Source organism: Microcoleus sp. A003_D6, from assembly GCF_036702825.1.
GTDB lineage: Bacteria > Cyanobacteriota > Cyanobacteriia > Cyanobacteriales > Microcoleaceae > Microcoleus.
Window position 1 is genome coordinate 1 of sequence record NZ_JAUBWA010000074.1, and the last position, 25,620, is coordinate 25,620.

19 protein-coding genes are annotated in these 25,620 nt (G+C 46.8%); 9 read left to right on the plus strand and 10 right to left on the minus strand.

Going from position 1 to position 25,620, the window contains the following annotated elements; translation table 11 throughout:
• Positions 1-73: 73 nt before the first annotated feature.
• The 5 genes from QUB70_RS19870 to QUB70_RS19890 form a co-directional block, all read right to left on the minus strand.
• Complete coding sequence (locus tag QUB70_RS19870; protein WP_332982935.1) at positions 74-5,446, minus strand: methyl-accepting chemotaxis protein; 5,373 nt, start codon at positions 5,444-5,446, stop codon at positions 74-76.
• Between the two features lie 129 nt (positions 5,447-5,575).
• Positions 5,576-6,073 carry a chemotaxis protein CheW gene (locus QUB70_RS19875; RefSeq protein ID WP_332982936.1) on the minus strand — a complete coding sequence of 166 codons (498 nt, stop codon included), beginning with the start codon at positions 6,071-6,073 and terminating at the stop codon, positions 5,576-5,578.
• A 260-nt stretch (positions 6,074-6,333) separates the two neighbouring features.
• Positions 6,334-6,699 (minus strand): response regulator transcription factor, encoded by a 366-nt coding sequence (locus QUB70_RS19880; RefSeq protein WP_332982937.1) that lies wholly within the window; start codon positions 6,697-6,699, stop codon positions 6,334-6,336.
• Positions 6,700-7,061: 362 nt separating this feature from the next.
• Positions 7,062-9,440 (minus strand): amylo-alpha-1,6-glucosidase, encoded by a 2,379-nt coding sequence (locus QUB70_RS19885; protein WP_332982939.1) that lies wholly within the window; start codon positions 9,438-9,440, stop codon positions 7,062-7,064.
• A gap of 806 nt (positions 9,441-10,246) precedes the next feature.
• Positions 10,247-11,332 carry a glycosyltransferase family 4 protein gene (locus QUB70_RS19890; protein WP_332982940.1) on the minus strand — a complete coding sequence of 362 codons (1,086 nt, stop codon included), beginning with the start codon at positions 11,330-11,332 and terminating at the stop codon, positions 10,247-10,249.
• 425 nt (positions 11,333-11,757) lie between these two features.
• Here QUB70_RS19890 and QUB70_RS19895 point away from each other — a divergent pair, with 425 nt between their 5' ends.
• Positions 11,758-12,270, plus strand: a complete 513-nt coding sequence (locus QUB70_RS19895; protein ID WP_332982941.1) for a hypothetical protein — start codon at positions 11,758-11,760, stop codon at positions 12,268-12,270.
• 28 nt (positions 12,271-12,298) lie between these two features.
• A complete protein-coding gene (locus QUB70_RS19900) occupies positions 12,299-13,033 on the plus strand; it encodes a phosphoadenylyl-sulfate reductase (RefSeq protein WP_332982943.1) in 735 nt (244 codons plus the stop codon).
• Positions 13,034-13,237: 204 nt separating this feature from the next.
• Here QUB70_RS19900 and QUB70_RS19905 read toward each other — a convergent pair whose 3' ends face one another.
• Positions 13,238-13,378 (minus strand): hypothetical protein, encoded by a 141-nt coding sequence (locus tag QUB70_RS19905; protein ID WP_332982944.1) that lies wholly within the window; start codon positions 13,376-13,378, stop codon positions 13,238-13,240.
• On the opposite strand from QUB70_RS19905, the gene QUB70_RS19910 reads away from it, so the two are divergent.
• A complete protein-coding gene (locus QUB70_RS19910) occupies positions 13,368-14,234 on the plus strand; it encodes a class II fructose-bisphosphate aldolase (RefSeq protein ID WP_332982946.1) in 867 nt (288 codons plus the stop codon). The two genes, QUB70_RS19905 and QUB70_RS19910, sit on opposite strands and share 11 nt — an antisense overlap.
• A gap of 362 nt (positions 14,235-14,596) precedes the next feature.
• On the opposite strand, the gene QUB70_RS19915 is transcribed toward QUB70_RS19910, so the two are convergent.
• Entirely contained in the window at positions 14,597-15,454 is an 858-nt protein-coding gene (locus QUB70_RS19915) for a Uma2 family endonuclease (RefSeq protein WP_332982947.1), read from the minus strand.
• A gap of 169 nt (positions 15,455-15,623) precedes the next feature.
• On the opposite strand from QUB70_RS19915, the gene QUB70_RS19920 reads away from it, so the two are divergent.
• Positions 15,624-17,828: a Tex family protein gene (locus tag QUB70_RS19920; RefSeq protein ID WP_332982948.1), complete on the plus strand. Its 2,205-nt coding sequence runs from the start codon at positions 15,624-15,626 to the stop codon at positions 17,826-17,828.
• A 93-nt stretch (positions 17,829-17,921) separates the two neighbouring features.
• Entirely contained in the window at positions 17,922-18,515 is a 594-nt protein-coding gene (locus tag QUB70_RS19925; protein ID WP_332982949.1) for a Uma2 family endonuclease, read from the plus strand.
• A gap of 336 nt (positions 18,516-18,851) precedes the next feature.
• On the opposite strand, the gene QUB70_RS19930 is transcribed toward QUB70_RS19925, so the two are convergent.
• Both QUB70_RS19930 and QUB70_RS19935 read right to left on the minus strand, forming a co-directional pair.
• Positions 18,852-19,931 (minus strand): PIN/TRAM domain-containing protein, encoded by a 1,080-nt coding sequence (locus tag QUB70_RS19930; protein WP_332982951.1) that lies wholly within the window; start codon positions 19,929-19,931, stop codon positions 18,852-18,854.
• Positions 19,932-20,058: 127 nt separating this feature from the next.
• A complete protein-coding gene (locus QUB70_RS19935; protein WP_332982953.1) occupies positions 20,059-20,274 on the minus strand; it encodes a hypothetical protein in 216 nt (71 codons plus the stop codon).
• Between the two features lie 53 nt (positions 20,275-20,327).
• Between QUB70_RS19935 and hemW the strand changes: the two genes are divergently transcribed.
• The 4 genes from hemW to QUB70_RS19955 all read left to right on the plus strand — a co-directional run bounded on the left by hemW (position 20,328) and on the right by QUB70_RS19955 (position 24,258).
• Positions 20,328-21,668 carry a radical SAM family heme chaperone HemW gene (gene hemW / locus QUB70_RS19940; RefSeq protein WP_332982954.1) on the plus strand — a complete coding sequence of 447 codons (1,341 nt, stop codon included), beginning with the start codon at positions 20,328-20,330 and terminating at the stop codon, positions 21,666-21,668.
• Positions 21,669-21,895: 227 nt separating this feature from the next.
• Positions 21,896-22,156, plus strand: coding sequence for a hypothetical protein (locus QUB70_RS19945; protein WP_332982955.1), 261 nt, complete (start codon positions 21,896-21,898; stop codon positions 22,154-22,156).
• A gap of 99 nt (positions 22,157-22,255) precedes the next feature.
• Positions 22,256-22,528, plus strand: a complete 273-nt coding sequence (locus QUB70_RS19950; RefSeq protein ID WP_332982957.1) for a DUF1830 domain-containing protein — start codon at positions 22,256-22,258, stop codon at positions 22,526-22,528.
• A gap of 176 nt (positions 22,529-22,704) precedes the next feature.
• On the plus strand, positions 22,705-24,258 hold the full coding sequence (locus tag QUB70_RS19955) for an FAD-dependent oxidoreductase (protein WP_332982959.1): 1,554 nt from the start codon (positions 22,705-22,707) through the stop codon (positions 24,256-24,258).
• A gap of 458 nt (positions 24,259-24,716) precedes the next feature.
• On the opposite strand, the gene QUB70_RS19960 is transcribed toward QUB70_RS19955, so the two are convergent.
• Positions 24,717-25,586, minus strand: a complete 870-nt coding sequence (locus tag QUB70_RS19960; protein ID WP_332982961.1) for a lipid kinase — start codon at positions 25,584-25,586, stop codon at positions 24,717-24,719.
• Between the last annotated feature and the right edge of the window lie 34 nt (positions 25,587-25,620).

A 25,620-nucleotide genomic window follows, 5' to 3' on the forward strand; every position in this document is an offset into this window, starting at 1 on the left:
TGACTAATGACTAATGACTAATGACTAATGACTAATGACTAATGACTAATGACTAATGACTAATGACTAATGACTAACTGCGGAAATTAGCGACCGACTTTTGCAATTTTTCAACAGAACCTGACAAATCGTCCAAAGATGCCTTAACGTCCGAACCCTTTTGTGCAGTCGTATTAGCAATCTCGTTGACTTGCTGCATACTGTTAGAAATTTCCTCAGCCGAAACAGTTTGTTTAGCAGATGCGCGAGTAATATTTTGCACCAAAGCATTCATTTCTCGACTAACTTCGATGATAGCATTGAGGTGAGTTTTAGCTTCGCTTGCTAGCTTAGTGCCTTCGACTACCTCCAGCGTCCCCGATTCCATTGCCTTCATCACGCGGCTGATTTCTTCTTGAATTGTACCGACAATTTCGGAGATTTCCTCAGTAGCGCCGGCCGATCGCTCTGCAAGCTTCCGCACTTCTTCGGCGACGACTGCAAAACCTAAACCTTGTTCGCCGGCACGGGCAGCTTCAATAGTAGCATTGAGAGCTAACAAATTAGTTTGGGAAGCAAGTTGAGAAATCGAAGTCACAATTTTGCCAATTTGCTGCGAAGATTCGCCCAAACGCTTCATCATTTTCGAGGTAGAGGCGATCGTCAACCGGAGCCCGTTAATGCCTTCGACAGCGCGATCGACCGCCACACCGCCGGCTTCAGCGGTGTGAGAAGATTGCTGAGCAACCGTTTCGGCGCGCACCGAAACATCCCGCACGTCGCGGATCGAATTCACTATCCGCTCGATTTCCCGCATGATCGAAGATATTTTGGCTGCTTGAACTTCAGCCTGTTGGGTAAGTTCGCTGGTGTTGTTAATTGACTCGCCCGTAGCAGATGTTACCTGTTCGGCCAAAGTTTGAATTCCCGTTACCACCTTCCGCAGAGAACCGATCAGGAAGTTGAAAGAATCGGCAACAGCACCTAAAACGTCGTTAGTAACTTCAGCTCTAACTGTCAAGTCGCCTTGAGCCGCGCCTTTAATTTCTCCCAACAATTTGAGGACTTGCTGCGTCAGAGAATCAGCTTCAGCTTTGCGTTCTGCTGCCAATTTTTCCAGTCTTTCTTCTCCCTCTTTGCGCTCGGTAATGTCAAAGCGGATGGCGATATATTTAACAATTGTGCCGCTGGTATCAAAGATGGGGGCGAGCGTCGAATCTACCCAGTAAAACGAGCCATCTTTGCGCCGGTTTTTGATTTCCCCTTTCCACGCCAAGCCGCGAGAAATTGTCAGCCACATTTCGGCAAAAAATGATTTGGGATGGTAGCCGGAATTGACAATGCGGTGGTTCCGATGCAGGAGTTCTGCCATGCTGTAACCGGATATTTGAGTGAATCTGTCGTTGGCGTAGGTAATCACGCCTTTGATGTCTGTTTCGCTGACAATTGCAGATTCGTCGAGAGCATTTTGTCGCGTTTTGAGTTCTTGCACCAAGCGTTCCTGTTCCTCGGCTAACTGCTGCATTCGCTTGGTAGATGCTCTTTCTTCGGTGATGTTACGGCAGACAATTACGCCGCCTTTGAGGGCGCCGGTTTCGTCTTTGAGCGGGCTGCCGTTAATTTTGATCCAGAGGCCCTCCGGCTTGTCTGCATGGCGGGTAAAAACCTCTACGCCGTCAGGGGATTCTCCTCGAATTGCCCGCGTTAAAGGGAGGTCTTCTGCGGGATAGGGAGTGACTCCATCGGGCAAAAATAAACCGTATTTTGCCGACCACTCGTTGGGAAGAGCGTCTGTCGAACCCAAGCCGAAGATATCTTTGGCGGCGGGATTGAACAGGACAAAATTGCCTTTTTTGTCGGCTGCAATTACGCCATCGGTGATGCTGTCAATTAGCAGTTGCAAGAGAGAGGTTTGCTGCCGCAGTTCGTCTTCGGAACGGGCTAATTGTGAGGTTGTTTCTTGTAATTGATTAAGTGCCTGTTTGCTTTCGGTAACGTCGCGAGCGACTGCATACATGAGCTTTTGTTCGATTTCAGGTCGCACTTTCCACGACAGCCACTTGTATGAACCGTCTTTGCAGCGGTAGCGATTTTCAAAGGAGTGTGTTTCGACGCCATCGGATATTTTTGCCGCTTCGCCTGTGGTTTGTTCGCGATCGTCTGGATGGACGAACTTGATAAAAGGTTGGTCTTCCAGTTCTTCTAGGGTGTAGCCGAGGGTTGTTTCCCAAGCGGGATTGAGGCGCTTGAATTTGCCTTCAAAATCTATAATGCAAACCAAGTCTAGGGAAAGGGTAAAAAACCGATCGCGCTCTGCTTCGGCTTTTTTGCGATCGGTAATTTGTACTGCTACTCCCCCGACGCCGATGGGTTTGCCGTCAGATCCCGGTAAAGGAAAGTAAGAAGCCAGCCAATCCCGCACGGTACGGGGCTGTTTGGAAGTGGAACCGGATACTTCGATATTCAAAATTGGTTCGTTGCTGGCGAGAACCTTCTGCAATATGGGATCTAGACTCAATGCCATTTCCGGTGCTGTTTCGGCAATCGTCTTCCCGAGGTGTTCGGCAACTGACGACCCGGTGGTTTCGACCATTTTCTCGTTGACTTGCACGAACCGCAAATGGTCGTCACAGATAAACATTGAGGCGGGGGCGGCTGCAAAAAATGCGTCAAAGCGGGCTTGACGCACCGTGAGTTCTCGTTCTAGGTTTTTGCGATCGGTAACTTCTAAGATGAAAGCCCCAATACCGATCGGTTTGCCATCCTCTCCGGGCAAAGGAAAGTAAGATGTCAGCCAGTCGCGCATCACATCTGGTTGTGCGGTATTTGCATGAGAGAGTTCCAGGTTTAATATCCCTTCGTTGGTGGACAGCACCTGCTCGTACAGGGGGCCTACGGTCGGTGCGATTCTCGGTTCAGCTTCCCATATTGTCTTGCCGATGTATGCACAAACCGGTTGGCCGTCGAGTTCGGACAGCTTGTCGTTGAACTGCACGAAGCGCAGTTGGTCGTCGGTGATAAACATTCCCGCCGGTGCTGCATCGAAAAAAGCGTCAAAGCGGGCTTGACGCAAGGTTAGTTCTCGTTCTAGGGCTTTGCGATCGCTGATGTCGCGAGCTTCGGGAATCAGCAGCACGACTTTGCCCCTGTCGTCTACGATCGGCTTGAGGGAGAAGTCCACAGTTATCACAGCACCCCCAGCAACGAGCATCTCGGCTTCGTAGCGGACTACCTCGCCCGCGGCGGCTTTTGCGATCGCAGCTTGCACTTTTTGCTTGGCTTCTGGAGAATTTTGCCACCACAAATTATCTGCAAACTGCGTGCCTACGAAGTCTTCGCGCCCCAGTCCGGCGACGGCGAGGGCTGTTTGGTTGGCTTCCAAAACGGTTCCGTCTGGTTCTAGCAGCCCCACTAATTGGAACGATTGGTCAAAAATGGCTCGGAACAGTCTTTCGCGATCGCGCAGCATTTCTTCTGCCCGCTTGCGATCGCTAATGTCGCGGGTAACAGTTGCTACGCCCACAGCTTCGCCTGTTTCTGGGTCTTTGACGGTAAATAGGGTAAAGTCAACGGGAATATTTTCGTCGGTTTGAAAGTTTCTCAACCGGAATTCGCCCTGCCACAAGCCATCTCGGACGGTAGCAGGCATAATCTCTTGTCTGAGTATTTTCGCGTCTTCCTTCGAGAAGCAGTCAAATATACTTTTGCTTTTGACTTCTTCAATATTTTGAAGTCCGACTAGCTTCATTCCAGCAGCATTCAGGTAGGTTGACTGTCCCTCCATTGTTCCTATGCCGATAAAATCGGAGCTGCTTTCTACGATCGAAATCAATCTTTGTTTTTCGATTTCTGCCAACTTGCGCTCTGTAATGTCGTTGTTAGTTTCTAAAATTGCTTTGGGGTTTCCTTGTTCGTCTCGCTGCAAAGTCCAGCGGCTGAATACTGTAATTTTGGTGTTGCGACCGGTGGTGTGAATCAGTTCTCCTTCCCAATAATCCTGCCGTTCTAGCTGTGCCGAGATTGCTTCTAAAGGTTGGGGAAAAATCGTGTTAAACAGGCTGTGAGTGGTTTTTCCCACAGCTTCTTGCTTCGTCCAGCCGTACATTCGCTCGGCTCCTTGATTCCAGTAATTAATCGTGCCGTTTATATCTCGAATAATCAAAGCATCGCTGGCGAGGTCGAGCATTTGCAAGTTTTGTCGCAAGGCTTGTTCCGCGAGCTTCCGGCTGGTAATGTCGCGGGCGATCGTTGACAGAAATTCAACTTCTCCCTTCTCAGATTTGTGAGCAATAATTACTTGAGAAACTGGTATTTCTTTGCCGTCTAAAGTCTGCCAAATTGTCTCGCCGCTCCACACCCCGTCTCGGCAAGCTGCGGCTGTGCCGACTTTTACAATAGTATCTTTACTTTTGGGAGATATGACCTCAGAAATGCTGACTCCCGCTAAATCTGTATTCTCGCCAACGTTCAACATTTCTCTGGCGGCGCGGTTCATATAAAGACTGTGCCCTTGGGCGTCTTCCATAGCTACCCAGTCTGTTGTTGCTTCTAAAATTGATTTGAGCCGTAATAGCTGCTGTTCGACTGCGCTGCGATCGTGAATTTCCTGTTGCAATTGCGTGTTAGTTTGCAGGATTTGCTCTGTTCTTTCATTCACTCGCTGCTCTAGTTCTGCTGTTAGCTGCTGCAACTGAGCTTCTGTCTGTTTGCGCTGGGTAATGTCGCGGCCTTCGGCGAGGATTTGAAATACTTCTCCTGTTTCATTTAACAGGGGCTTAAACGATATATCAATTACTATCACCTGGTGATTGACTCCGGTGATTTCGTATTCTTCTCGGACAAATTTGCCGGCGTTGACTTGTTGGATGTTAGTTTTTAGCCGTTGCTGGTTAGTTGGGGATGATGCCCACCAGGGTGTATGCCAAAATTTCCGCCCCAGCACCTCTGATGCTTGGAAATCGCCCAATTCTAGCGCTGTTTGATTGGCTTCGATCACAGTACCGTCTGGCTCCAATAGCGCTATTAATTGAAAAGCTCGATCGAAGATTGCCTGAAATCGCTGGGTAGTTTCGCTGAGTGCTTGTTCTGTGTCTTTTTTAGATTGAAGAATTTGGGTAGAACCGACTAAGAAGCTGTATCGGCTGGAGAGACTTAAAAAGGCGATCGCGGGGATTACAGTCATCCAATCCCACGCTGTTTGCAAAACTGCGGAGTGCGGCAATCCTAAATATTCTGCTGCGTGACCGCTGTGCCCGAAGGCACAACTCCAAAATATGGCGGCTGTGACTGTGGCGAAGGTGTCGAATCCGGCTTGACGGCTGCGCCACAAACCCAAGCTAATTAGCCAGGCGATCGCAAAGTAACACGCACTAATGATGCTATTGGCAGCCCCTGCTACCAGCGAGGGGGAGAAGTCAGGCAATGTCAGGGTGAAAGTCGTTGCGAAAAAGTAATAGAGAAAGTTCATAGTAAAATAGATAATTGGCAAATTGGCAAATTTTCAACTGTCAACTGCATTGCCCGCTCGCGAAGTCGAATGCTCAACAATTATGTCGCTCGTGCAACCCAAATCTATATAATTCCCCATTCTCTATTTTTACCAGCGTTCGGAATGGGCGATCGCTTCTACATCGACAATCATTAGCAAGCGTTCTTGGGAATTGTACAGACCTTTTAAGAATGGAACTAGGTCGGGACTGACATCTAGTGCTGAGACAATGCGATCGGGATTGAGAGGTAAAACTCCTTCGACGCGGGAGACTGCCAATCCTATCCGCATTCTCGACAATCTCACGTCTCGCGGATCGGGCGCTTCCACCACTAAGATGCGGCTGCTTGGGTGGTGGGTGTCAACCGGATCGAGGCCTGTAAACCGTCCGAAGTCTGCTGCTGCTAAGATTTCGCCCCGCAAGTTGGTTAATCCCAGCAAAAATGGCAGGGTGTTCGGAACCGGGGAAATCGGTTGTTCCTTGAGGGAAAGCACTTCTCGCACTGCGTCTAACTCTACGCCGAACAGACTGCCTCCTTGACCGAAGAGGAGAAATTGCTTTGTTCCGCTTGTTTGAGTCCCCGCTGCGGGAGCAGTTGTTTTCATTGCTTATTTTTAGTTTCTAGTGTAGCGTAACAAATTACGATTTTACTTTGCCTGGAAAGCCGATCGCGAGACGTGAGTTTTTCAGCATCAGTTTTTGGGTTTCAAATGCTTGGGTTAAATAAATCCCGGGTTTGGTAACGGGGCCGATTCCTATCATTAAAGGTAAAACTTTTAGGAAAGTGTGAAACCCAATTTCTAAAAAAAAACGGGGTTTCTCAGTATGATTTTTTTTGACAACTGCCGAACACTTTATATTCTGTTTACGCTAAAAGCAGGCGCTGCACGATGTTGACGAGTTGCTGAGGTTCAAACGGTTTGCTGACGTAAGCGTCGGCGCCTAAATCGGTTCCCCAAGCTTTATCGATATCGGTGTTTTTATGAGTACAAAATACTACTGGCAAGTGTGCAGTTGCGCGATCGCCCCGCAATTCTCTGATCACTTCAAATCCGTTCATTCGCGGCATCACTACATCTAAAACAACGAGAGCCGGATGGGTTTTGCGGATCAGGGCGATCGCTTCTTCGCCGTCGCTTGCCCGGAGCACATCCATTCCGGCATCTTGAAGAATGCGGCAGATGATTTCTAGTTCGCTCTTAACGTCGTCCACTACTAAAACTTTTGACATGATTCCACACTTCCTTGCTGTTGTTGACGGCGGACAATGTTTATTCAGAAGCTGGCGGGATGGCTGGGAGCTTGCAGCCCGTGCTACGGCTGTTTGACTGCACCGCTGCACGGCGAACAAATTAATGTACTTCCCAATACAATATAGCCGATCGCATGGCTGAATGGAAGAAAGAAGAATGATGTAGTTATCTAGGAAAAAAGGAAGAAAGCCCTTCGGCTTACTTCGGTTTCGCTCAGCACAAGTCGCGAGCGAGTAAAAAGAAGGAAGAGAAAAAAACAGCGCTCCGTGTATCGTTGACTTCCGTGTCGGGGATTTTGCTAAGTGGGAATTTGGAATTTGGAATTCCCACTTAGCAAAATTCAAGCTTCGATAATCACTCGTAAATTGCCGCGTTTTTTAGTAACCCGACAAGCGGTTGAGGAACCCGATCGCTCAAATTCCAAATCGAGCAAAGTTGAGCCGATCCTTAAGTTATTTAGCGACAGTTTTTTAATCGATTCTGGCAAGGCCGGATCGATAATTCGCAATTGATTTTCGGGAGCGTCAGGCACTAAATTTAACATCATTTGCAAGAGTTGAAAAATACTGCCGGTTGCCCAAGCTTGGGGCGAGCAAGCTACAGGATACTGCACGGGACGATCGCTGTCGCTGTTGCGCTCGTAGCCGCAGAAAAGTTCGGGGGGACGCTCGTAGGGTTGCAGCAATGTCATGTCAAATAAGCCTTGAGCTACTTCTAGGGCTTGTTCGACACGGCCGAGCGATCGCAGTCCCATAGCTGTCAAAGCGTTGTCGTGCGGCCAGACTGAGCCTGTGTGGTAGCCTATGGGATTGTAGGCGGGAGATAAGGACGACAGGGTGCGAATGCCCCAACCGCTAAACATATCTGGAGCTTGCAATCTTTCTGCTACGCTTTGAGCTTTTTCTGGCGATAAAATACCGAGGTGCAAACAGTGTCCGGGATTTGATGAAATGCTGTCAGAGGGTTTTCCTTCGCCGTCTAATGCTAGGGCGCAATAACCTAAATCTTCGATCCAAAAATCGCGGTTGAATCGGGTTTTTAGGTTTCTTGCTTCTTCTTGCCAGCGATCGACTAAATCGATGCGTTTCTTGATCTTGGCAATTTCTGCCAGCCGGAGTTTAGCAGCGTAAACGTAGGCTTGGACTTCGCAAAGGGCGATCGCTCCTTCTGCTATTACGCCCGAGCGGTTGACGATGCAATCGCCCGAGTCTTTCCAGCCTTGATTTGCTAAGCCGCGCTTAGATTTCTGGTAATAGCTGAGGTAGCCTGTTTCCGCGCATTTGCGATCGATCCATTCCATCGCTGCCAAGGCATTCGGCCACAAAATATCTAAAGTTTGGCTGTCGTAAGTCCAGGCATAATATTCAGCGTAAAGCATCAACCACAGCGGCGTTGCATCGACGGTTCCGTAATAGGGAGTGTGGGGAATTTCCTGACAGCGAGCCATTTCTCCCATGCGAATTTCGTGCAGTATTTTGCCCGGTTCTTCATCCCGCCAATCGTCATCGCTTTTGCCTTGATAGTGAGCTAAAGTTGTCAGGGTTTCTCTGGCTAAAGTTGGATCTAGAATTAAAATTTGAGAAGCGGCGATGATGGAGTCGCGGCCGAATAATGTTGAGAACCAGGGAACTCCGGCTGAAATGGCTTTGCCTTTACCAAAAGTTTGCCGCAGGGAATAAATGTCTTGTTCGGCGCGTTTGAGGAGTCGGTTAAATGTGTTTTTGTCCGAGTTAATTCTGGTAATTTCGCTCAGCCATTCTCGCTCTTCTAAAAGTTCTGCTGCTTTGGCTTGAACTAGGTTTGCGGGAGTGCTCACTTTGGAGATGGATTTGCCGTCGATCAGCATTTTGAGCCGATATCCCAATTTGATTGCTTGGTGGGATTCTAGGGAAATGCGCCACACTGCTGTATTGCCCTGAAACAGTGCTGGCGGTTGGTTGTAAAACTCGATGTGAGATTCCATCACCGAGCCGTCTAAACCTTGGTAGGCAAGGGTTAAATTTTCCTGGAGGCAGCACGAAGGATCTTCGGCGATAGAAAGTCGATCGCTCGGGTTTTTTTCTGATTCTTGAATTACCGCATTTGGGTTTTCTACCGCCCGATTTTCACCGTCGCTATTGCCGTTAGGATGGGCAGGAAGGGCTTCTTTGTCTGCACCTTCGCCTGGGGATGAGCCGTCGGTTTTTTTGGGCATCAGGCGCAGTATTTTACCGCGCTTTTCACGGCCGAAACCCCGGACTTCAAATAAGTCTAAGAAATCAGAGTTAAAGCTGAGACTTATTTCAAAGCTGGCTGGTTTTGTGGTGAAGTTGGTGATTTCTATGTCTTCAAACAAACCGCCGTTGAGCACCATTTCTCGCCTGATGCCTATGGTTTCTGCCGGGATGCGATCGTCAATGCGGGGGTTGGAGCACAAAACTGTTTGCAGGTAGCCTTTTTCGGCGTTGCTGCTGAGCAAAATTGGCGATCGCCCTTCGATTTGCAGTTCTAGGCGGCTGAGAAAGCGCGTGTCGTGGCAAAACAATCCGAGGCTGGTCACGCTGTCGTCTTTTAAGCAGCCTGAGATGTTGCCGAGGGTGTCGGTAATTAGAAATAAATCGTCGTCTTTGAGGGTGAGTGTTGGTTGAGGTCGATCGGCGATCGCGCAAGGCCACTCGGTTACAGGTGACTCTGCAGTGGCTGCAAATGTTTTTCCTTCTAGTTCAACAGTATCGGGCATTGTTACTAAAAGTGGGTTCCCATCTTTTCAAAAGTTTAATTTTCTTGATTTTTCGACTCTTGACTTTGAGATTATTTTTTGAGGTCGAGCGCCTTGATTGAATGCTTCATTCTTGGCATTATATCATGTTTTTCAGCCTGCTGCCAACTAACAGTTAGATTCACAAAACAAATTTAACTTTTCTTAAAACAAGCAAAAAAAATCAAACGATCGGGACGAAATAATAAGAAGATCGACCAAACTAATCTAGCAGCAGCCAAAACAGTTATACCAATTTTTTATGAGGCCCCGTAGAATCCGATCCCCCCTCGCATCCCCCTTATTAAGGGGGATGCGAGGGGGATCGAGATATGTGCAACTTCACATTAAATTGGTATTAGGACTTTCTTAATTGTTCAAACATGAGCTGTCATGTAAGGATTCAGGTCACTGAACTCCTTGCTGGGCAAAGACTTTAGATATGGAGCTTGATACTAAATCAATCTCTATTCTCAATAAACCGCGAAAAACTGTCACTTTTCCTCGTTTATTGACAATTAACCGCGAAAGACAAAAACCCTTATTTTGCCATAAAACCCTTACCAGACAAGCGTTGGAGCCGCAAGTTTTTAGACCTGAATCCTTACGCTGTTATATTGCACCTTCGGTCTTCCTGCTTCCTTATTTCTTCTGGTATAACACAGCTAAAATGATAATGGGACTCAGGTAGAAACCGGGTGTTTTCGTAAAAAAACCCGGTTTTTTGAGTGTTGTGCGTAAGTTTTGGATAAGTAAATCGGGCGTGCGTTTAATCTGTCCTAGTGCAGCTATCTGCTTGGGATTTCTAATTCTGTCAAACGATGCGGATGACCGTTTTGGAAAAAGCGCTCTTTTAAAATTTGTCGGTAAACGGCTTCATAGCCATCGACCATTGTTTGACCGCTGAAGCGATCGACTACGTGTTGCCGGCAAGCGCTGCGATCGAGTTCCCGGGCCGGCTCGATGGCGGCGATACATTCTTCCACGTTTTCGCACAGAAAACCTGTTTTCCCATGAACAATTATTTCTGGAGCCGAGCCTAATTTCATGGCAATCACGGGCGTTCCCGTTACCATTGACTCAATCATGACTAACCCGAAAGGTTCGCGCCAAATAATGGGAAATAATGTCGCTGCTGCACCGCCCATCAACACGCTTTTTTGAGCGTGGTTGGCTTCGCCTAAGTATTCTATTTGTTGGCCGTCGATGTGCGGCTTGATTTCTTGCTCGAAATATTCGCGATCGACAGTATCTACTTTGCCTGCCATCTTTAAATGCCAGCCGGATCGCTTGGCAATTTCTATGGCTAAATGCGCTCCTTTTTCTGATGACATTCGACCGAGAAAAGCTAAATAAGGAGGATTGTCTGGCTGCGGGTGAAATTCGTAGGTTGCCGGATCTATGCCGTTATAAACTGTGGCAACGCAGTTGAGATTTAGTCTATCTTCCCGCTGAGAGTTGGAAATACTCACGTAGGGCTGAGTGCGGGCGTAGGCAAATATTTTCTCGTTGTCGGGGGTAAAAATCCCGTGGAGAGTGTGAACTGTGGGCGTTTTTACTAAGCGCGAGTAAGGCAAAGCGGCGCAGCCTAGGTGAGAGTGAATGATGTCAAAATCTCCGGCTTTTTCATAGACTTTGCTCAGTTGCAACATATCGTAAATCCCGTATTCTTTAACGGTGGAATCGAGACGCAAAGCTCGGGGATGAACAGATTCTAAAGCAGCAGAAGTAATTGAATCGCCGGAGGCAAATAAAGTAACTTCATGTCCTCTTCTTACTAATTCATCGGTCAAGAGGCTGACCACCAGTTCAATTCCTCCGTAAGCTGGAGGCGGAACTCGCTCTGCTAGGGGGGCAATTTGGGCAATTCTCATCACAAACCTTCTAGTTTTATCTATTGTTGTAAAATTCAATACGCGAGAGATGATTGTTGCGGTAAGTAGTGTTTGCAACTTTTCTTAACTTGTGAGTTGTTGTCGCGTACATCAAATTTAACGACAGTTTACCAATTAGTCTATGCTACCTGAGAGGGAGATTGTCATGTAACGCGATCGTACTTTTTCCTTCGCTCAAGCTGAATTGACTTCTGCTGAAAGAGATAATTACACGCAATCGAGCGATTTTTCCCAGTTGCACCTTCCTTCAATATCGAAAATTGTGTAAAATACCACAGTAACAAAACTTACGCGCTGGCGATCGCAAAAACCAGGTTTTTCAATTCAGGGCGATCGCGCCCCACGAGAGATTTTTTACAAAAAAATCGGTTGATACGTCTAGGACTAATAGAGTAAATTAACCTATGGAATACAGTGACTTCACAACCATAGCTAAAGTTAGAGAATCCTTTAATTTAACGGTAGAAGAACCCTTAAACCTGTTTGCGGATATCCCAGAGGTACTGCCAAGTTCCTATTTGCAAACGACCTTAAATGAAAATGTTTATTTAGCCACTGCAATTAATACCGAAAAGGCTCGCGCCGAATTAATTATCGCTCCAATTTTATTAGAAGTCAGGCGAAAATTTAATTTTCAAGTAGGTTTTTTCTCCGGCTCAGAATTCAATGTTGATGTAGCAGTCGGTTTAAACGGGTATTGCGATTATATTCTCACGGCCTCGAAAGATTCCTATGAAATTCGCGCCCCCGTCATTCGATTTTATCCAGTAGAAGAGTGTTGGGTTCACGAAAACTTGGACAAGCGGGCGATCGCTATCCTGGAGCTCGATCGCGGGCCGGGCCGAAAAGACTGCTGCAAGATCCAGTCAAATTCATCAGTGAGAGAGATGCTGCGAGCTGCTATAATGAAGGGCTAGAGGAAAAGAACACTGAAGACCCGAAAATATGGTTGCCATCCAAAACAATCTCAACATTGCCACCCTAGAAGCAGAATACAGTCAAAAAACACCGCGAGAAATTCTCAAATTTGCCCTAGAAAACTTTGAAAATATCTCAATTTCTTTCAGCGGTGCCGAGGACGTAGTTCTGATCGATATTGCCTCAAAAATTACCAAAAACTTCCGCGTTTTCACCCTAGATACCGGCAGATTGCACTCAGAAACCTATCAGTTTTTGGAGCAAGTCAGAAAACATTACGGCATTAAACTAGAAGTAATGTTTCCCGATGCAGCAGAAGTACAAGCCCTAGTAGAAGAAAAGGGATTGTTTAGTTTTTATCAAGACGGTCACAAAGAATGCTGCGGCGTGCGGAAAGTCAAGCCGCTGCGCCGCAAACTGAATACTCTCGATGCTTGGATTACCGGTCAGCGGAAAGACCAAAGTCCCAGTACCCGCAACGGTATTCCGGTCATTGAAGTTGACACTGCATTCTCAACTCCCGATCGCGAATTAATTAAATTCAACCCCTTAGCAAACTGGTCTTCAGCAGAGGTTTGGGATTACATTCGCGCTTTGGAGGTGCCTTACAACAAGTTGCACGAACGCGGTTTTGTCAGCATCGGTTGCGAACCTTGTACGAAGCCGGTATTGCCGAACCAACACGAACGCGAAGGTCGCTGGTGGTGGGAAGAAGCGACACTAAAAGAGTGCGGTTTGCACGCTGGTAACGCACAAAAATAGTGCATAAAGTCGTAGGTGTGCAGTGTGCACATTACCAAAGAATCCGCATACAAAGTGTAGCCAACTGTAGGATGCGTCAGGGGGAGAATTATTGGTTTTTTGTCAAATTATTCAGCCCTGACGCACCCAACAATAACTATTGTATAAGGTGCGTCACTGTGAGATTGTCGATGTTTGTTTAGGGATTGTCGATGGCGACGCACCCTACGGCTTCCTTCTTCCTTCTTCCTTCTTCCTTCTTCCTTCTTCCTTCTTCCTTCTTCCTTCTTCCTTCTTCCTTCTTCCTTCTGAAAAGTTTTTAAGCCAGGTACTTATGCTCGCCTCAACTAGCGAATTGCTGAACACGGCCCGGAGAAATGCTTATGCGATCGGCGCTTTTAACGTCTACAACCTCGAAGGAGTAAAAGCCGTCATCGATGCCGCCGAAGCGCTGCAAAGTCCTGCAATGCTGCAACTTCACCCCAGCGCCCTCAAATACGGAAAATCGCCTTTAGTAGCGCTTTGCATGGAAGCCGCGCGCCAATCTTTAGTGCCGATCGCAGTACACTTAGATCACAGCACCTCAGAAAAAGACATTCACCTCGCCCTAGCCGCCGGCATCAAATCAATTATGGCAGACGGTTCTCCTTTGTCCTACGAACAAAATTTGATATTTACTCGCCAAATGACTGAATTATCCCACGCTAACGGTGCGGTAGTTGAAGCAGAAATCGGCAGAATTAGCGGCACGGAAGACGGTTTGACAATCGAAGAAAAAGCCGCAAAAATGACCGATCCAGTGGAAGCAGTAGAGTTTATTAAAGAAACTAAGGTTGATTTTTTAGCAGTAACAATTGGCAACGTTCACGGCAAATATTTCAGCGAACCCAAACTCGATTTCCCGCGTTTGGCAAAAATCCGGGATTCAGTTTCGGTGCCGTTAGTGTTGCACGGTGCTAGCGGTTTGCCGGAATCCACGATCAATCAATCTATTAAATTAGGAGTAGCTAAATTTAATGTGAATACGGAAGTTCGCGATGCTTATATGGACGTGTTAAAAACTAGCAGTTCTTTGTCAGATCCGGATTTGTTGGAAGTTATGGAAAAGGCGATCGATGCTATGCGATCGGTAATTTCTGGGAAACTGCAACTTTTCGGTTCTGCGGGTAAGGCTTATTTGCATCAGTCACCTTATGCGGAAGGATTTACTGCAAATAAATAGCAATAAATAAGAAAACCCGGCGGTTTAAATAGAAAACCCGGCGGTTGAAACCGCGTCTACACAAACAAAACCTGCCTCCGCAGGTTGAAGAAAACCGGGCGGTTGAAACCGCGTCTACACAAACAAAACCTGCCTCCGCAGGTTGAAGAAAACCCGGCGGTTGAAACCGCGTCTACACAAACAAAACCTGCCTCCGCAGGTTGAAGAAAACCCGGCGGTTGAAACCGCTTAATCCCAAGCATATTGGGTTAAATTTACCTTATTTTCTTCAGTCCGCGGAGGCGGACTTTGTTTGTGTAGACGCGGTTTCAACCGCCGTCTTCTCTTTGTTTGTGTAGACGCGGTTTCAACCGCCGTCTTGTCTAGCGGTTTAAAAATCGATCGGGATCGATGCCAGATTCCCGCAGCCGCCGAATTAAAGACTGCAATTGAGATTCCGCTGACTCAGCCCTAGACTCAGATTCCTCGGCCCGCTGCCGTTGCTGTTCCGCTTCAGTCAGAATCCAATTGCCATCAACATCATACCAGCGCAACCACAGGCGATCGATTCCCTGAAACTCTCCTTGCCACAAACCCAAGCCCAAACTTAGGTCAGCAATCCACACTCGCGAGTCAGACAATTCTAATTCTTGATAGCGTCCGGCATTCAATGCAAACACTCGCAACCTATTCGTATAGCGGCTGAAAACGGCATAAACAGGAACCCGCAAAATCTGCTCGTAAACCTCCCATTTACTGGGCGGTTTCTCATTTATTTCAGGCTGTAAAACTTGCCCGTTAGTGGTAACATCCGACTGATTTGGCAACCTTTCTTCATCGATATTTGCGCCTAAATCTTCTTTTTCCGTTCCCGGCGAAAGCAGTTCTACAACTACAAAAGGATTCACGCCTTCCTGCCAAGTAACATAACTCATCCGCAGTTCGGAGCGATTGTAAAGTCTCGGAACTCCCACAACTCCAAACCAATCCGGGCGCTTGTGCCACAGAGTGTGCTGCACGTCATAATACAGGTTCATGTCGGTGCCGCTAAATATCTCAGAAGCCGGATAATTCCGAGGCCGAAACGTCAGGCTCAACAACTGCGGCTGCAAATCGTGAAATTCGTCGGGCAAACCAGGTTCCTCCGGGTCTTCGCTGGGTAAATCGTACATCGTCGGCAGCGTTTCTCTGGGCGATCGCGGCGGATCGGTTTGCGGTACAGGATATTTAAAAGGCAACATATAATATTGAGAAATGACTGCATTTATGCTAACATTACTTTAACACTTACAGGACGAGCGCCAACACCCTGTCAAACTTTTCTCTCAAGCTTTTATTCCTCTCTTCTGTGAAGTCAATCTAAAATCTAAAATCTAAAATCTAAAATCGACCGATCCGAAATTCTGCACTATGATCGACATTCCTCAACTGATTGCTCAAGAACTTTCCATCAATCTCTCCCAAGTCAATAATGCTCTGGAACTTTTCGCCGAGGGAGCAACTATTCCGTTTATTGCCCGCTACCGCAAAGAACGCACGGATTTGCTGAATGAAATTCAGTTGCGGGACATCTCCGATCGCTTCACCTATCTGACGGAAATTGAAGAGCGCAAAAAATCGATTTTAGATACAATTAGCTCTCAGGGCAAACTCACTGAAGAACTGCAAGCTAAAATCGAATCGTGTTTGCAAAAAACCGAACTCGAAGACCTTTATCTGCCTTACAAACCCAAGCGGCGGACGCGAGCGACAATTGCTAGAGAAAAAGGTTTGGAACCGCTGGCAGAATTTATCAAATCTTTAAACTTACCGACGGCTAAACCCGCTGATCTTGAGGCGGAAGCTGCGAAATACATTTCGGAAGAAAAGGGAGTGAAAACAGCAGAAGAAGCTCTCAAAGGTGCTGGGGATATTTTGGCGGAAGCGGTTTCCGAAAAAGCTGAATTGCGGGCTTATTTGCGAGATTTTTTAATGAAAACAGGAGTTTTTGTCTCGAAAATTAAAGAGGATTTCCCGGAAGGCAGCACTAAATTTGAAATGTACCGCAATTACCAAGTTGCTGCGAGAAATGTTCAGTCGCACAATATGTTAGCGCTGTTTCGCGGGGAAACGGAGGCGGTTTTAGATTTGGAACTGGCCTTTGATGAATCGGCGGTGATGGCTTATTTGGAAGATCGGGAAATTAGAACTAGGATACCGCAAGTTAAGGAGTTTTATCGATCGACCTTGAAGGATGCCTTCAACCGACTGATGAAGACTTCGTTAATCACGGAAGTACGATCGCACAACAAAGCCGTCGCTGATATCGAGTCGATCGCCACTTTTGAAACCAACCTCCGCGAGTTGCTGCTGTCGGCGCCGGCGGGAATGAAACCCACATTGGCGATCGATCCGGGATTTCGCACGGGTTGCAAAGTTTCCGCCCTCGATGAAACCGGGCAGTTTTTGGAATATCAAGCCATTTTCCCCCACCAAGCCGCAGGTCAACGACAACAAGCTGGTAAAATTGTCAAGCATTTAATTGAAAAATACAAAATTGAATTAATCGCGATCGGCAACGGTACAGCTTCCCGGGAAACAGACGAATTTGTGTCGGAAGTTTTGGCCCAAATGGAAAGAAAACCGATTAAAGTCATGGTGAATGAATCCGGTGCATCGATTTATTCAGCAAGCGATGTGGCGATCGCCGAATTTCCCGATCTGGACATCACCGTCCGCGGCGCAGTCAGCATCGGACGGCGCTTGCAAGACCCCCTCGCCGAACTCGTGAAAATCGATCCGAAATCAATAGGAGTCGGTCAATACCAGCACGATGTTGACCAAAAACTGCTCAAAAAGAAACTCGACGAAACAGTCGAAAGCTGCGTCAACTATGTCGGAGTTGACTTAAACACAGCCTCCAAAGAACTGCTGACATTTGTGTCAGGAATGACGGCAACAGTTGCCAAAAATATCGTTAATTACCGCAACGAAAACGGCGCTTTTAAAAATCGCCGCCAACTCCTGAAAGTTCCCAAACTCGGGCCTAAAGCTTTTGAACAAGCAGCCGGATTTCTCCGCATTCGGGGCGGCGAAAACCCCCTGGACAATACCGCAGTTCATCCCGAAAGTTATCCTGTCGTGCAGGCGATCGCCAAGGATTTAGACTTGCCGCTGACAGGAATAACACAAATATCGGAAAAAATCAAGACTGTAAACATCAAGAAATATGTCACAGAAAAAGTCGGAGAACCGACACTCCGAGACATTATTTCCGAACTAGAAAAACCGGGAAGAGACCCGCGAGCCGAGTTTAAATATGCCACTTTTCAAGCAGGAATCAAAGAAATCTCCGATTTGCAAGTTGGCATGGAATTAGAAGGCATAATCACGAATGTAGCTAACTTTGGAGCCTTTGTTGATGTGGGAGTGCACCAAGATGGTTTGGTTCACATTTCTCAATTAGCCGATCGCTTTGTAGATGACCCCAAACAGATTGTTAAAGTCGGACAAGTGGTGAAAGTGCGGGTTTTGGAGGTGAATGAGAAGTTAAAGCGGGTTAGTTTGACAATGAAGCTGCAAGAAAAACCGCAACCGCAAAATAGCGCGAGGCTTCCGGCCCCGCGCCGACGTTAAAACTTTGGGGGAAAGGTGAAAAAGGGCGATGGCGTCGGGCCCTCGCCCGTGCTACGGCTATAATTGTGTAATCCTCACCAACCTCAAATTTAGATGACTGCAAGTAAAAGCTGCACCTATATCTCCCCTGAAGACTATTTAGCAGGTGAGAAAGTCAGTCCGATAAAACACGAGTACAGACAAGGTGAAATCTATGCAATGGCAGGAGCAAGCAAAGCTCATGTTATCATTTCGGGAAATGCGTTTGCACTGTTGAGAAATCATCTGCGGGGAAGTGGCTGCATAACTTATATGGCACAGATGAAAGTTCGGATTGAGGCATCAAATTTCTATTATTATCCCGATGTCGCGGTGACTTGTGATGAACGGGACAGAAATGCTGCTGAAGATTTCATTCGCTACCCGCGCTTAATTGTGGAAGTTTTATCGCCGACAACAGCGGCTTTTGACAGAGGCGATAAATTTGCCGATTACCGCACTTCTGAAAGTTTGCAAGAGTATGTATTAATTAATCAAGAGAGAGTTAGTATAGAGTGTTTTCGCCGGAATGCAGAGGGTTTGTGGGTGCTTTATCCTTACACTCAAGGACAAGAAGTTCAGTTTGCTAGCGTTAATTTTAGCTGTGCGATCGAGATATTGTATGAAGATGCGATACCAAATCTAATTAACGCTCCTGTTTGTAGATAAGACGGCGGTTAAAACCGCGCCTATACAAACGATGTCCGCCTCCGCGGACTGAAGAGAATAACGTATTTTAACGGCCTGGTCTTTAACCCGTGTCGGCGGGTTTTGCTTGTATAGACGCGGTTTCAACCGCCGTATTATTTATTTTTTCTTGCTAGCTTTCCAAGTGCCACCGTAGAAGTAAAAAGGATTGTTTGCGCTGACAGATTCCCAACATTTAAGACACAGAAAAAACCACTGCCCCGACTCGTCATACCGGGCGCGGTAGAGAGTCGGGGCAGATTGAGAACAACGATCGCAATATTTGATTCTGATTGCTCTGGCCATTGTTACTCAGTTTCAAACAATAACGGACTCTTGAGGGCGGGCGAATATCATGCGGCCGGCGGTAGTTTGCAGGGCGCTGGTGACTACGACTCGGGCTTCGCCGCCGACATAGCTGCTACCTGCTTCTACGACAACCATTGTGCCGTCATCCAAGTAACCGATTCCCTGAGAGGGTTCTTTGCCTTCTTTGCGGATTTTTAGTTCGATCGTATCTCCGGGCAAATAAGTGGGGCGCACCGCATGAGTCAAATCGTTGATATTCAAAACCGGCAGTTTTTGGACGGTGGCTACTTTCGACAAGTTGTAATCGTTGGTGAGCAAAATGCCGTCGATATCCAAAGCAAATCGGACTAATTTTGCATCGACTGTGGCAATATCTTCGTAGTCAGCCGAGTGAATTTGAATCCGTTCTGGATATGTTTCTTTGATGCGGTTGAGTACATCTAAGCCGCGGCGCCCGCGCACTCGCTTTTGATCGTTGGCGGAATCGGCTACCAGTTGCAGTTCTTGGAGTACGAATTGCGGGATGATAATTTGACCTTCGAGGAAACCAGTTTCTAGCAGGTTTTCAATCCGGCCGTCTATTATGCAGCTTGTATCGACAACTTTGGCAGAGGCTGGTTTGAAAGTACCTTCGGCTACCAACACCGTGTCTAAGCTTTTGGGGTTGATCAGCCGCAAGAAAGCGCGGCCGTGAGTGTCTGTCAAGCTGACACCTGTGAAGCCGAACATGACGCTGCCCAATACTGCGACTAGAGGTTTGATGAAGCCGAACTCGCGGGGAATTGGCAGCAGGAACAGCGGAGCCAGCATTAAGTTCGCTACTAGCAGTCCGATGATTAAGCCGATCGCCCGCGTCAGCAGCATCTCCACCGGCATATCGCCGACTTGTTTTTCCACCCGCCGGTAGGTTGTTTGAGCCACTAATCCGAGCACGAAGCCGATTAATGCTCCAAACGAGCCTAGTACAGAACTTAAACCTTGTATATTTGTAACTTGCTCCAGCAGGTTGCTCGGCAGGAGTTCGACTCCGTAATAGCCGATGCCTCCGCCTGCGATTACGAATGAGATAATTATGATTGCATCTAGCATTGTTCTAGGTTTATGAATTTGTTCACATTATATCTTTCCAGTGCTGATACTTGTGTTCATCTTTTGGTCGGATATCGCTATATTTACTGAGGGATTTTTATAAACTTATATTTCGCGGTTGTCCCCTTTAGCGGATGTGCGAGCGAGCTTCGCGGCCCAATAGCGCGCCCCGCCGCCAGCAGGCACGAGCTGCGAATAGACCGCCCTGCGGTCTGTTCGGGAATTGCTGCGGCTCGAAACCAGTTGAGGTTAAACTGTAAAAAGCCGTAGTTTGCGGGGCGGGACGCCATCGTTCGCAGCGCGTTTTTACTAAGAAAATGTCATAATATACATAATTATTCATGACGGTTTAATTAAAACTTTAGATTTGAAGTTGCGCTTTTGGCTTGATATGTAATGCACCCTAACACAGATTATTTAACATTTGAATTTAAAAAAAGTGTGCAAGCGGTAAATTTCGGCATTCCCAGTTCGGCTTACCTGCACGTACCTTTTTGTCGCCGCCGCTGTTACTACTGCGATTTTCCGGTTTTTGTGGTGGGCGATCGCAAAAATGGCGATAATTCCGGCACAATTGTGCAATACGTTGCCGTACTGTGTCAAGAAATTCAAGAAACTCCAAATTTAGGCGCATCTCTGAAAACAGTTTTTTTTGGCGGCGGCACGCCTTCGCTGCTTTCTGTCAGTCAGTTGAGCAATATTTTAGAGACTGTCGATCGTAAATTTGGCATTGCTGCTGGGGCGGAAATTTCTATAGAAATAGACCCAGGGACGTTTACTTTAGAACAGTTGCGGGGATATGCAGCGGCGGGAGTAAATCGAGTTAGTTTGGGAGTGCAAGCTTTTCAGGATGAATTGCTGCAAGCTTGCGGGCGATCGCACTCGGTAGCCGAAATTTTTGAAGCAGTAGAAATAGTGCGATCGGCTGGTATTGTCAATTTCAGTTTAGACCTGATTTCGGGACTGCCGCACCAAACTTTAGAACAGTGGGAAGCATCCCTAAAATCGGCGGTGGAAATTAGCCCGACTCACCTGTCGAGTTACGACTTAATTGTTGAGCAGGGAACTGCTTTCGGGCGCTACTTTCAAGCAGGCGCGCAGCCGCTGCCAGCAGATGAAACCGCTGCTCAAATGTACCGTTTAGCCCGGGATATTCTCACCGGGGAAGGCTACGAACATTACGAAATTTCTAATTACGCTCGCGATGGCTATCAGTGCCGCCACAACCGCGTTTATTGGGAAAATCGCCCTTATTACGGCTTGGGAATGGGGGCGGCGAGTTACGTGGAAGGCCGGAGGTTGACAAGGCCTCGCAAAACTCAAGAATATTATCAGTGGGTGCGATCGATGCCCGTCACTTTTCCAGCTACCCCTAAAATTGGGGGGGAAACCCAGCATGATATTTACCCAGCAATTGAGCAAAATTTTCAAGTCTCAGAAAATGACGTTTTGTTAGAAACGCTGATGCTAGGTTTGCGTTTAGCAGAAGGAGTTAGCCTGTGGGCGCTGACAGAAAAGTTTACGCAGCAAACGGTTGATAAAATTTGGCATTGTTTGCAGCCGTACTGGCGGCAAGGATGGGTGGAAATTATCACGGAGGATAGGGCAATCGCAACTTTAGGCGAGGGCGGGAAACTGCCAGTTTCGGGCAATTTGAGGTTGAGCGATCCCGAAGGTTTTTTATTTTCTAATACAATTTTAGCCGATTTGTTCAGCAAGTTAGGCGACGATAATTAGCTCTGTCTGAGGAAGTATACCCCCAGGCAAGCGCGAGTTTTGCTTGCACCCGGGGCAGCCAATCCGATATAAGGAAATTTAATTGCTCCCTAGCTTGATTGTCTCAAAAATCATATATTTTATATCGATCCCTAATCAAAACTTAAAGGCGAACTAAGCCTTGAGATAGACGCAATCACTGACATCAAGAGGTCATACTTGAGAGTGAAGATTTAAAAAGTAATTTAATGAACACTCTAATTCTAGAACGCAACCAAACCCAAAATAAGCCCAGCTTAGTAATTAACGAGCGAGCCTGCAATCCTACTTCTAAGTGTAATTTTTGCGGTCACTACAAACTGCAAAGAGGTTCAGTGGGTCACTGTCAATTGTTGAACGCACCTGTTCGGGGAGGATGGAAATCTTGCGCTTTAGCCATGCCGCCTTTTGCACCTTCTTGGGAACACGTGGAAGGCACGAATGTTTCCGCAGGGGCATTTATTAATTAAGCCAAAAAATGTAGAGATTTTTTTTAAACTGGTGATATGCTATATTAAGCGTAGGCCAGTCGCCGATGGATCGCACAATTTCACAAACAAATTAAAAAGATGAATTTGACACTGAATGAGGTAATTGCCGAAAGTCATGCGCGCATTTTGTGTTGGTATTTCAATAATACTAGCCAAGTGCAAATTGCTCGGATTACAAATATTCCTAATCGGTATTTTGAGCGGACGGTGTTTCCGGGGGAACGTTTTTTGTTTGAAGCGCTGCCGGAAGCTCAGTTAGAAGTTTGCAGGAGTGCGGATACGGGTGCTATAGTGTGCGAGCGAATTTTGTGCGATCGGCTGCGAGTTGAAGAGTTAAGCACGGCTGATTGAACCGAAGCAAGAATGGTAGGGTGCGTCAGATTTGACATTTTCAATCATCACAGAAAGTCTCAGGCTGACGCACCATTGATTCCGGGCGTGCGTCAGCCTGAGATTGTTCGTTTGTCACCAAAATAATCCTAGCTGACGCACCCTACTTCTGAGAAACTGTTCCACATTAAAACCCGATGTCCCTCACCGAACAAATCCTCTCCCAACTCCCAGGAGACGCCCTCGGAGGCTTGCGAAAGGTCGATCGACTCTGGGAAAACCTCAAACAAAACACCGCACCAGTACCCCAAGCAGTCAAATACAGCCAACAACCCCTCGAAACCCTCGACTTCGACATAGTTATCGGCGGCGGAACCCTAGGAATATTAATCGGTACAGCCTTAGCCGTGCGGGGTTGGCGAGTAGCCTTGCTAGAACGCGGCATCCTGCGAGGACGCGAGCAAGAATGGAACATTTCTCGCAAAGAATTAGACGCATTCTTAGAACTAAATTTGCTATCTGTTGAAGAGATAGAACAAGCAATAGCCACCGAATACAACCCAGCCCGCATCAGCTTTGCCAACACCCCCGACATCTGGATTTCGGGCGTACTAAACATCGGAATAGATCCAGTTTACCTCCTCGAAACCCTCAAGCAGCGATTTCTAAAATCAGGAGGAAAACTCTTTGAAAATACACCATTTAAAACAGCAACAATTTACCCCAACGGAGTTCTCGTAGAATCCGAAAATACCGAAAACAATTTATTTGCAACTCGATTATTATTAGATGCAATGGGACATTTTTCGCCCATTGTCCGCCAAGCCAGACAAGGCAAAAAACCCGACGCAGTATGTTTAGTAGTCGGCAGTTGCGCCCAAGGATACCCCAAAAACGAGACTGGCGACATATTTGCATCCTTCACCCCAATGCAAAATCAATGCCAATACTTTTGGGAAGCATTTCCCGCCAGAGATGGCCGCACAACCTACTTATTTACCTACATAGACGCAGACACAGAAAGATTCAGTTTAGAAACATTATTTGAAGAGTATTTGCGCTTGCTTCCCCAATATCAAAACGTCGAACTCGAACAGTTAAAATTCCAAAGAGCACTCTACGGATTCTTCCCCTGCTATCGCCAAAGTCCTCTAAAAACGCCTTGGAATCGCATACTCCCAGTCGGAGACAGCAGCGGTAGCCAATCTCCCCTCAGCTTCGGCGGTTTCGGCGCAATGGTGCGCCACCTCAAACGCTTGACTCTAGGAATTGACGAAGCTTTGACAAGCGAAAGTCTAGACAAAAAGTCCCTCGCACTTTTGCAACCCTATCAGCCGAATCTATCTGTCACCTGGTTGTTTCAGCGTTCCATGAGTGCTGCGATGAATCAAAAAATAGACCCCAATCAAATCAATCAACTTTTGGCTGCCGTGTTTCAGGTAATGGAAGAGTTGGGAGAACCGGTACTCAAACCGTTTCTTCAGGATATCGTGCTGTTTCCGGCTTTGTCAAAAACCTTGTTTAAAACAGCAATTAGCCATCCCGGATTAGTTATGAAAATTATCCCGCAGGTAGGAATAGCTAATTTGCTCGATTGGATGGTTCATTATGTGAATTTAGGAATTTATACGGGATTGCAGCCTTTGGGGAAAGCAGTAGAACCGCAGGTAAAAAATTTAGCACCGGAACAGCAATACTATTTTCACCGATTAGTTGAAGCGTGGCAATACGGCGCTGGAGGCGATTATTAATTGATTAATTGTGGCACGGGCATCTTGCCCGTGGCTAATATATGAACAGGCAAGATGCCTGTTCCACAAGACAAGAAAATTAATTAATTAATTAATTAATGGTGGCACGGGCATCTTGCCCGTGGCGAATATCTGAACAGGCAAGATGCCTGTTCCACAAGACCAGAAAATTAATTAATTAATTAATGGTGGCACGGGCATCTTGCCCGTGGCTAATATATGAACAGGCAAGATGCCTGTTCCACAAGACAAGATAATTAATTAATTAATTTATTAATTAATTGTGGCACGGGCATCTTGCCCGTGGCTAATATATGAACAGGCAAGATGCCTGTTCCACAAGACCAGAAAATTAATTAATTTATTTATTAATTAATTGTGGCACGGGCATCTTGCCCGTGGCTAATATATGAACAGGCAAGATGCCTGTTCCACAACATAATTATATTAGTTGTGAGTTATGAAGGAGCTATAACTGCTAAAGCTTGAGGAATCACTCGAAATGTTGCAGGGGTGTGAGTTGTGATTTCACCGTCAGTATTAATCGGACGGCGTTTGCTAGTATTAACCTCAAATTCTCGATCGTGCAAGGCGCGAACATTAGGCCAACTGGTATGATTTCCTTGCCTCATAGCCGGCAGCAAAGCAATGATTTCCCACCAGTTTTTTATTTCCAAACTGTACAAATCCAGTCGCTTGTCGTCGATTGTGGCATCCTCGGCAACTGTCATGCCACCGCCGTAATAGCGGCCGTTGCCAATGGCAATTTGAATAGTTTTAACATTAAAAGATTGGTTGTTAACCCTAATTTCTGCTCGGAACGGTCGCGCTGACCAAAGTGCCTGCAAAGCAGTAAAAGCATAGGCGAAAACTCCCCAGCGCTGCTTTACGTCTTTAGTCAGCCGCTGGGTAATTTCCACGCTCAATCCCAAACTCGCCACGTTAAAAAAATGCTTGCCGTTCACCCAACCTAAGTCTATTAGCCGAACTTTACCGCTGGCGATTACTTGACAGGCTTTGGATAAATCTGTAGGAATTTCCAGAGTGCGTGCCAAGTCGTTAGCCGTTCCCATCGGCAAAATACCCAAGGGTAACTTGTTGTCTATCAAACCTTCTATGGCGGCGTTGAGAGTGCCGTCGCCGCCGCCGATTATTACTAATTCGACTTGATTTTGGTAGCGCCGAATTGTGTCGGGAAGTTCGCGGGCGCGGTCTGTAGATTCTACAATTAACTCAAAACCCAGTGCTTCTAATTCTCTCGTGGCTTGAGATAATAACTTTTGCCCTTTTCGGGAGTGCTGGTTTACTAAAAGTAGAGCTTTCTTCATTTGTTAATTTTTAAGGGTTGAGTATTTTTAATTA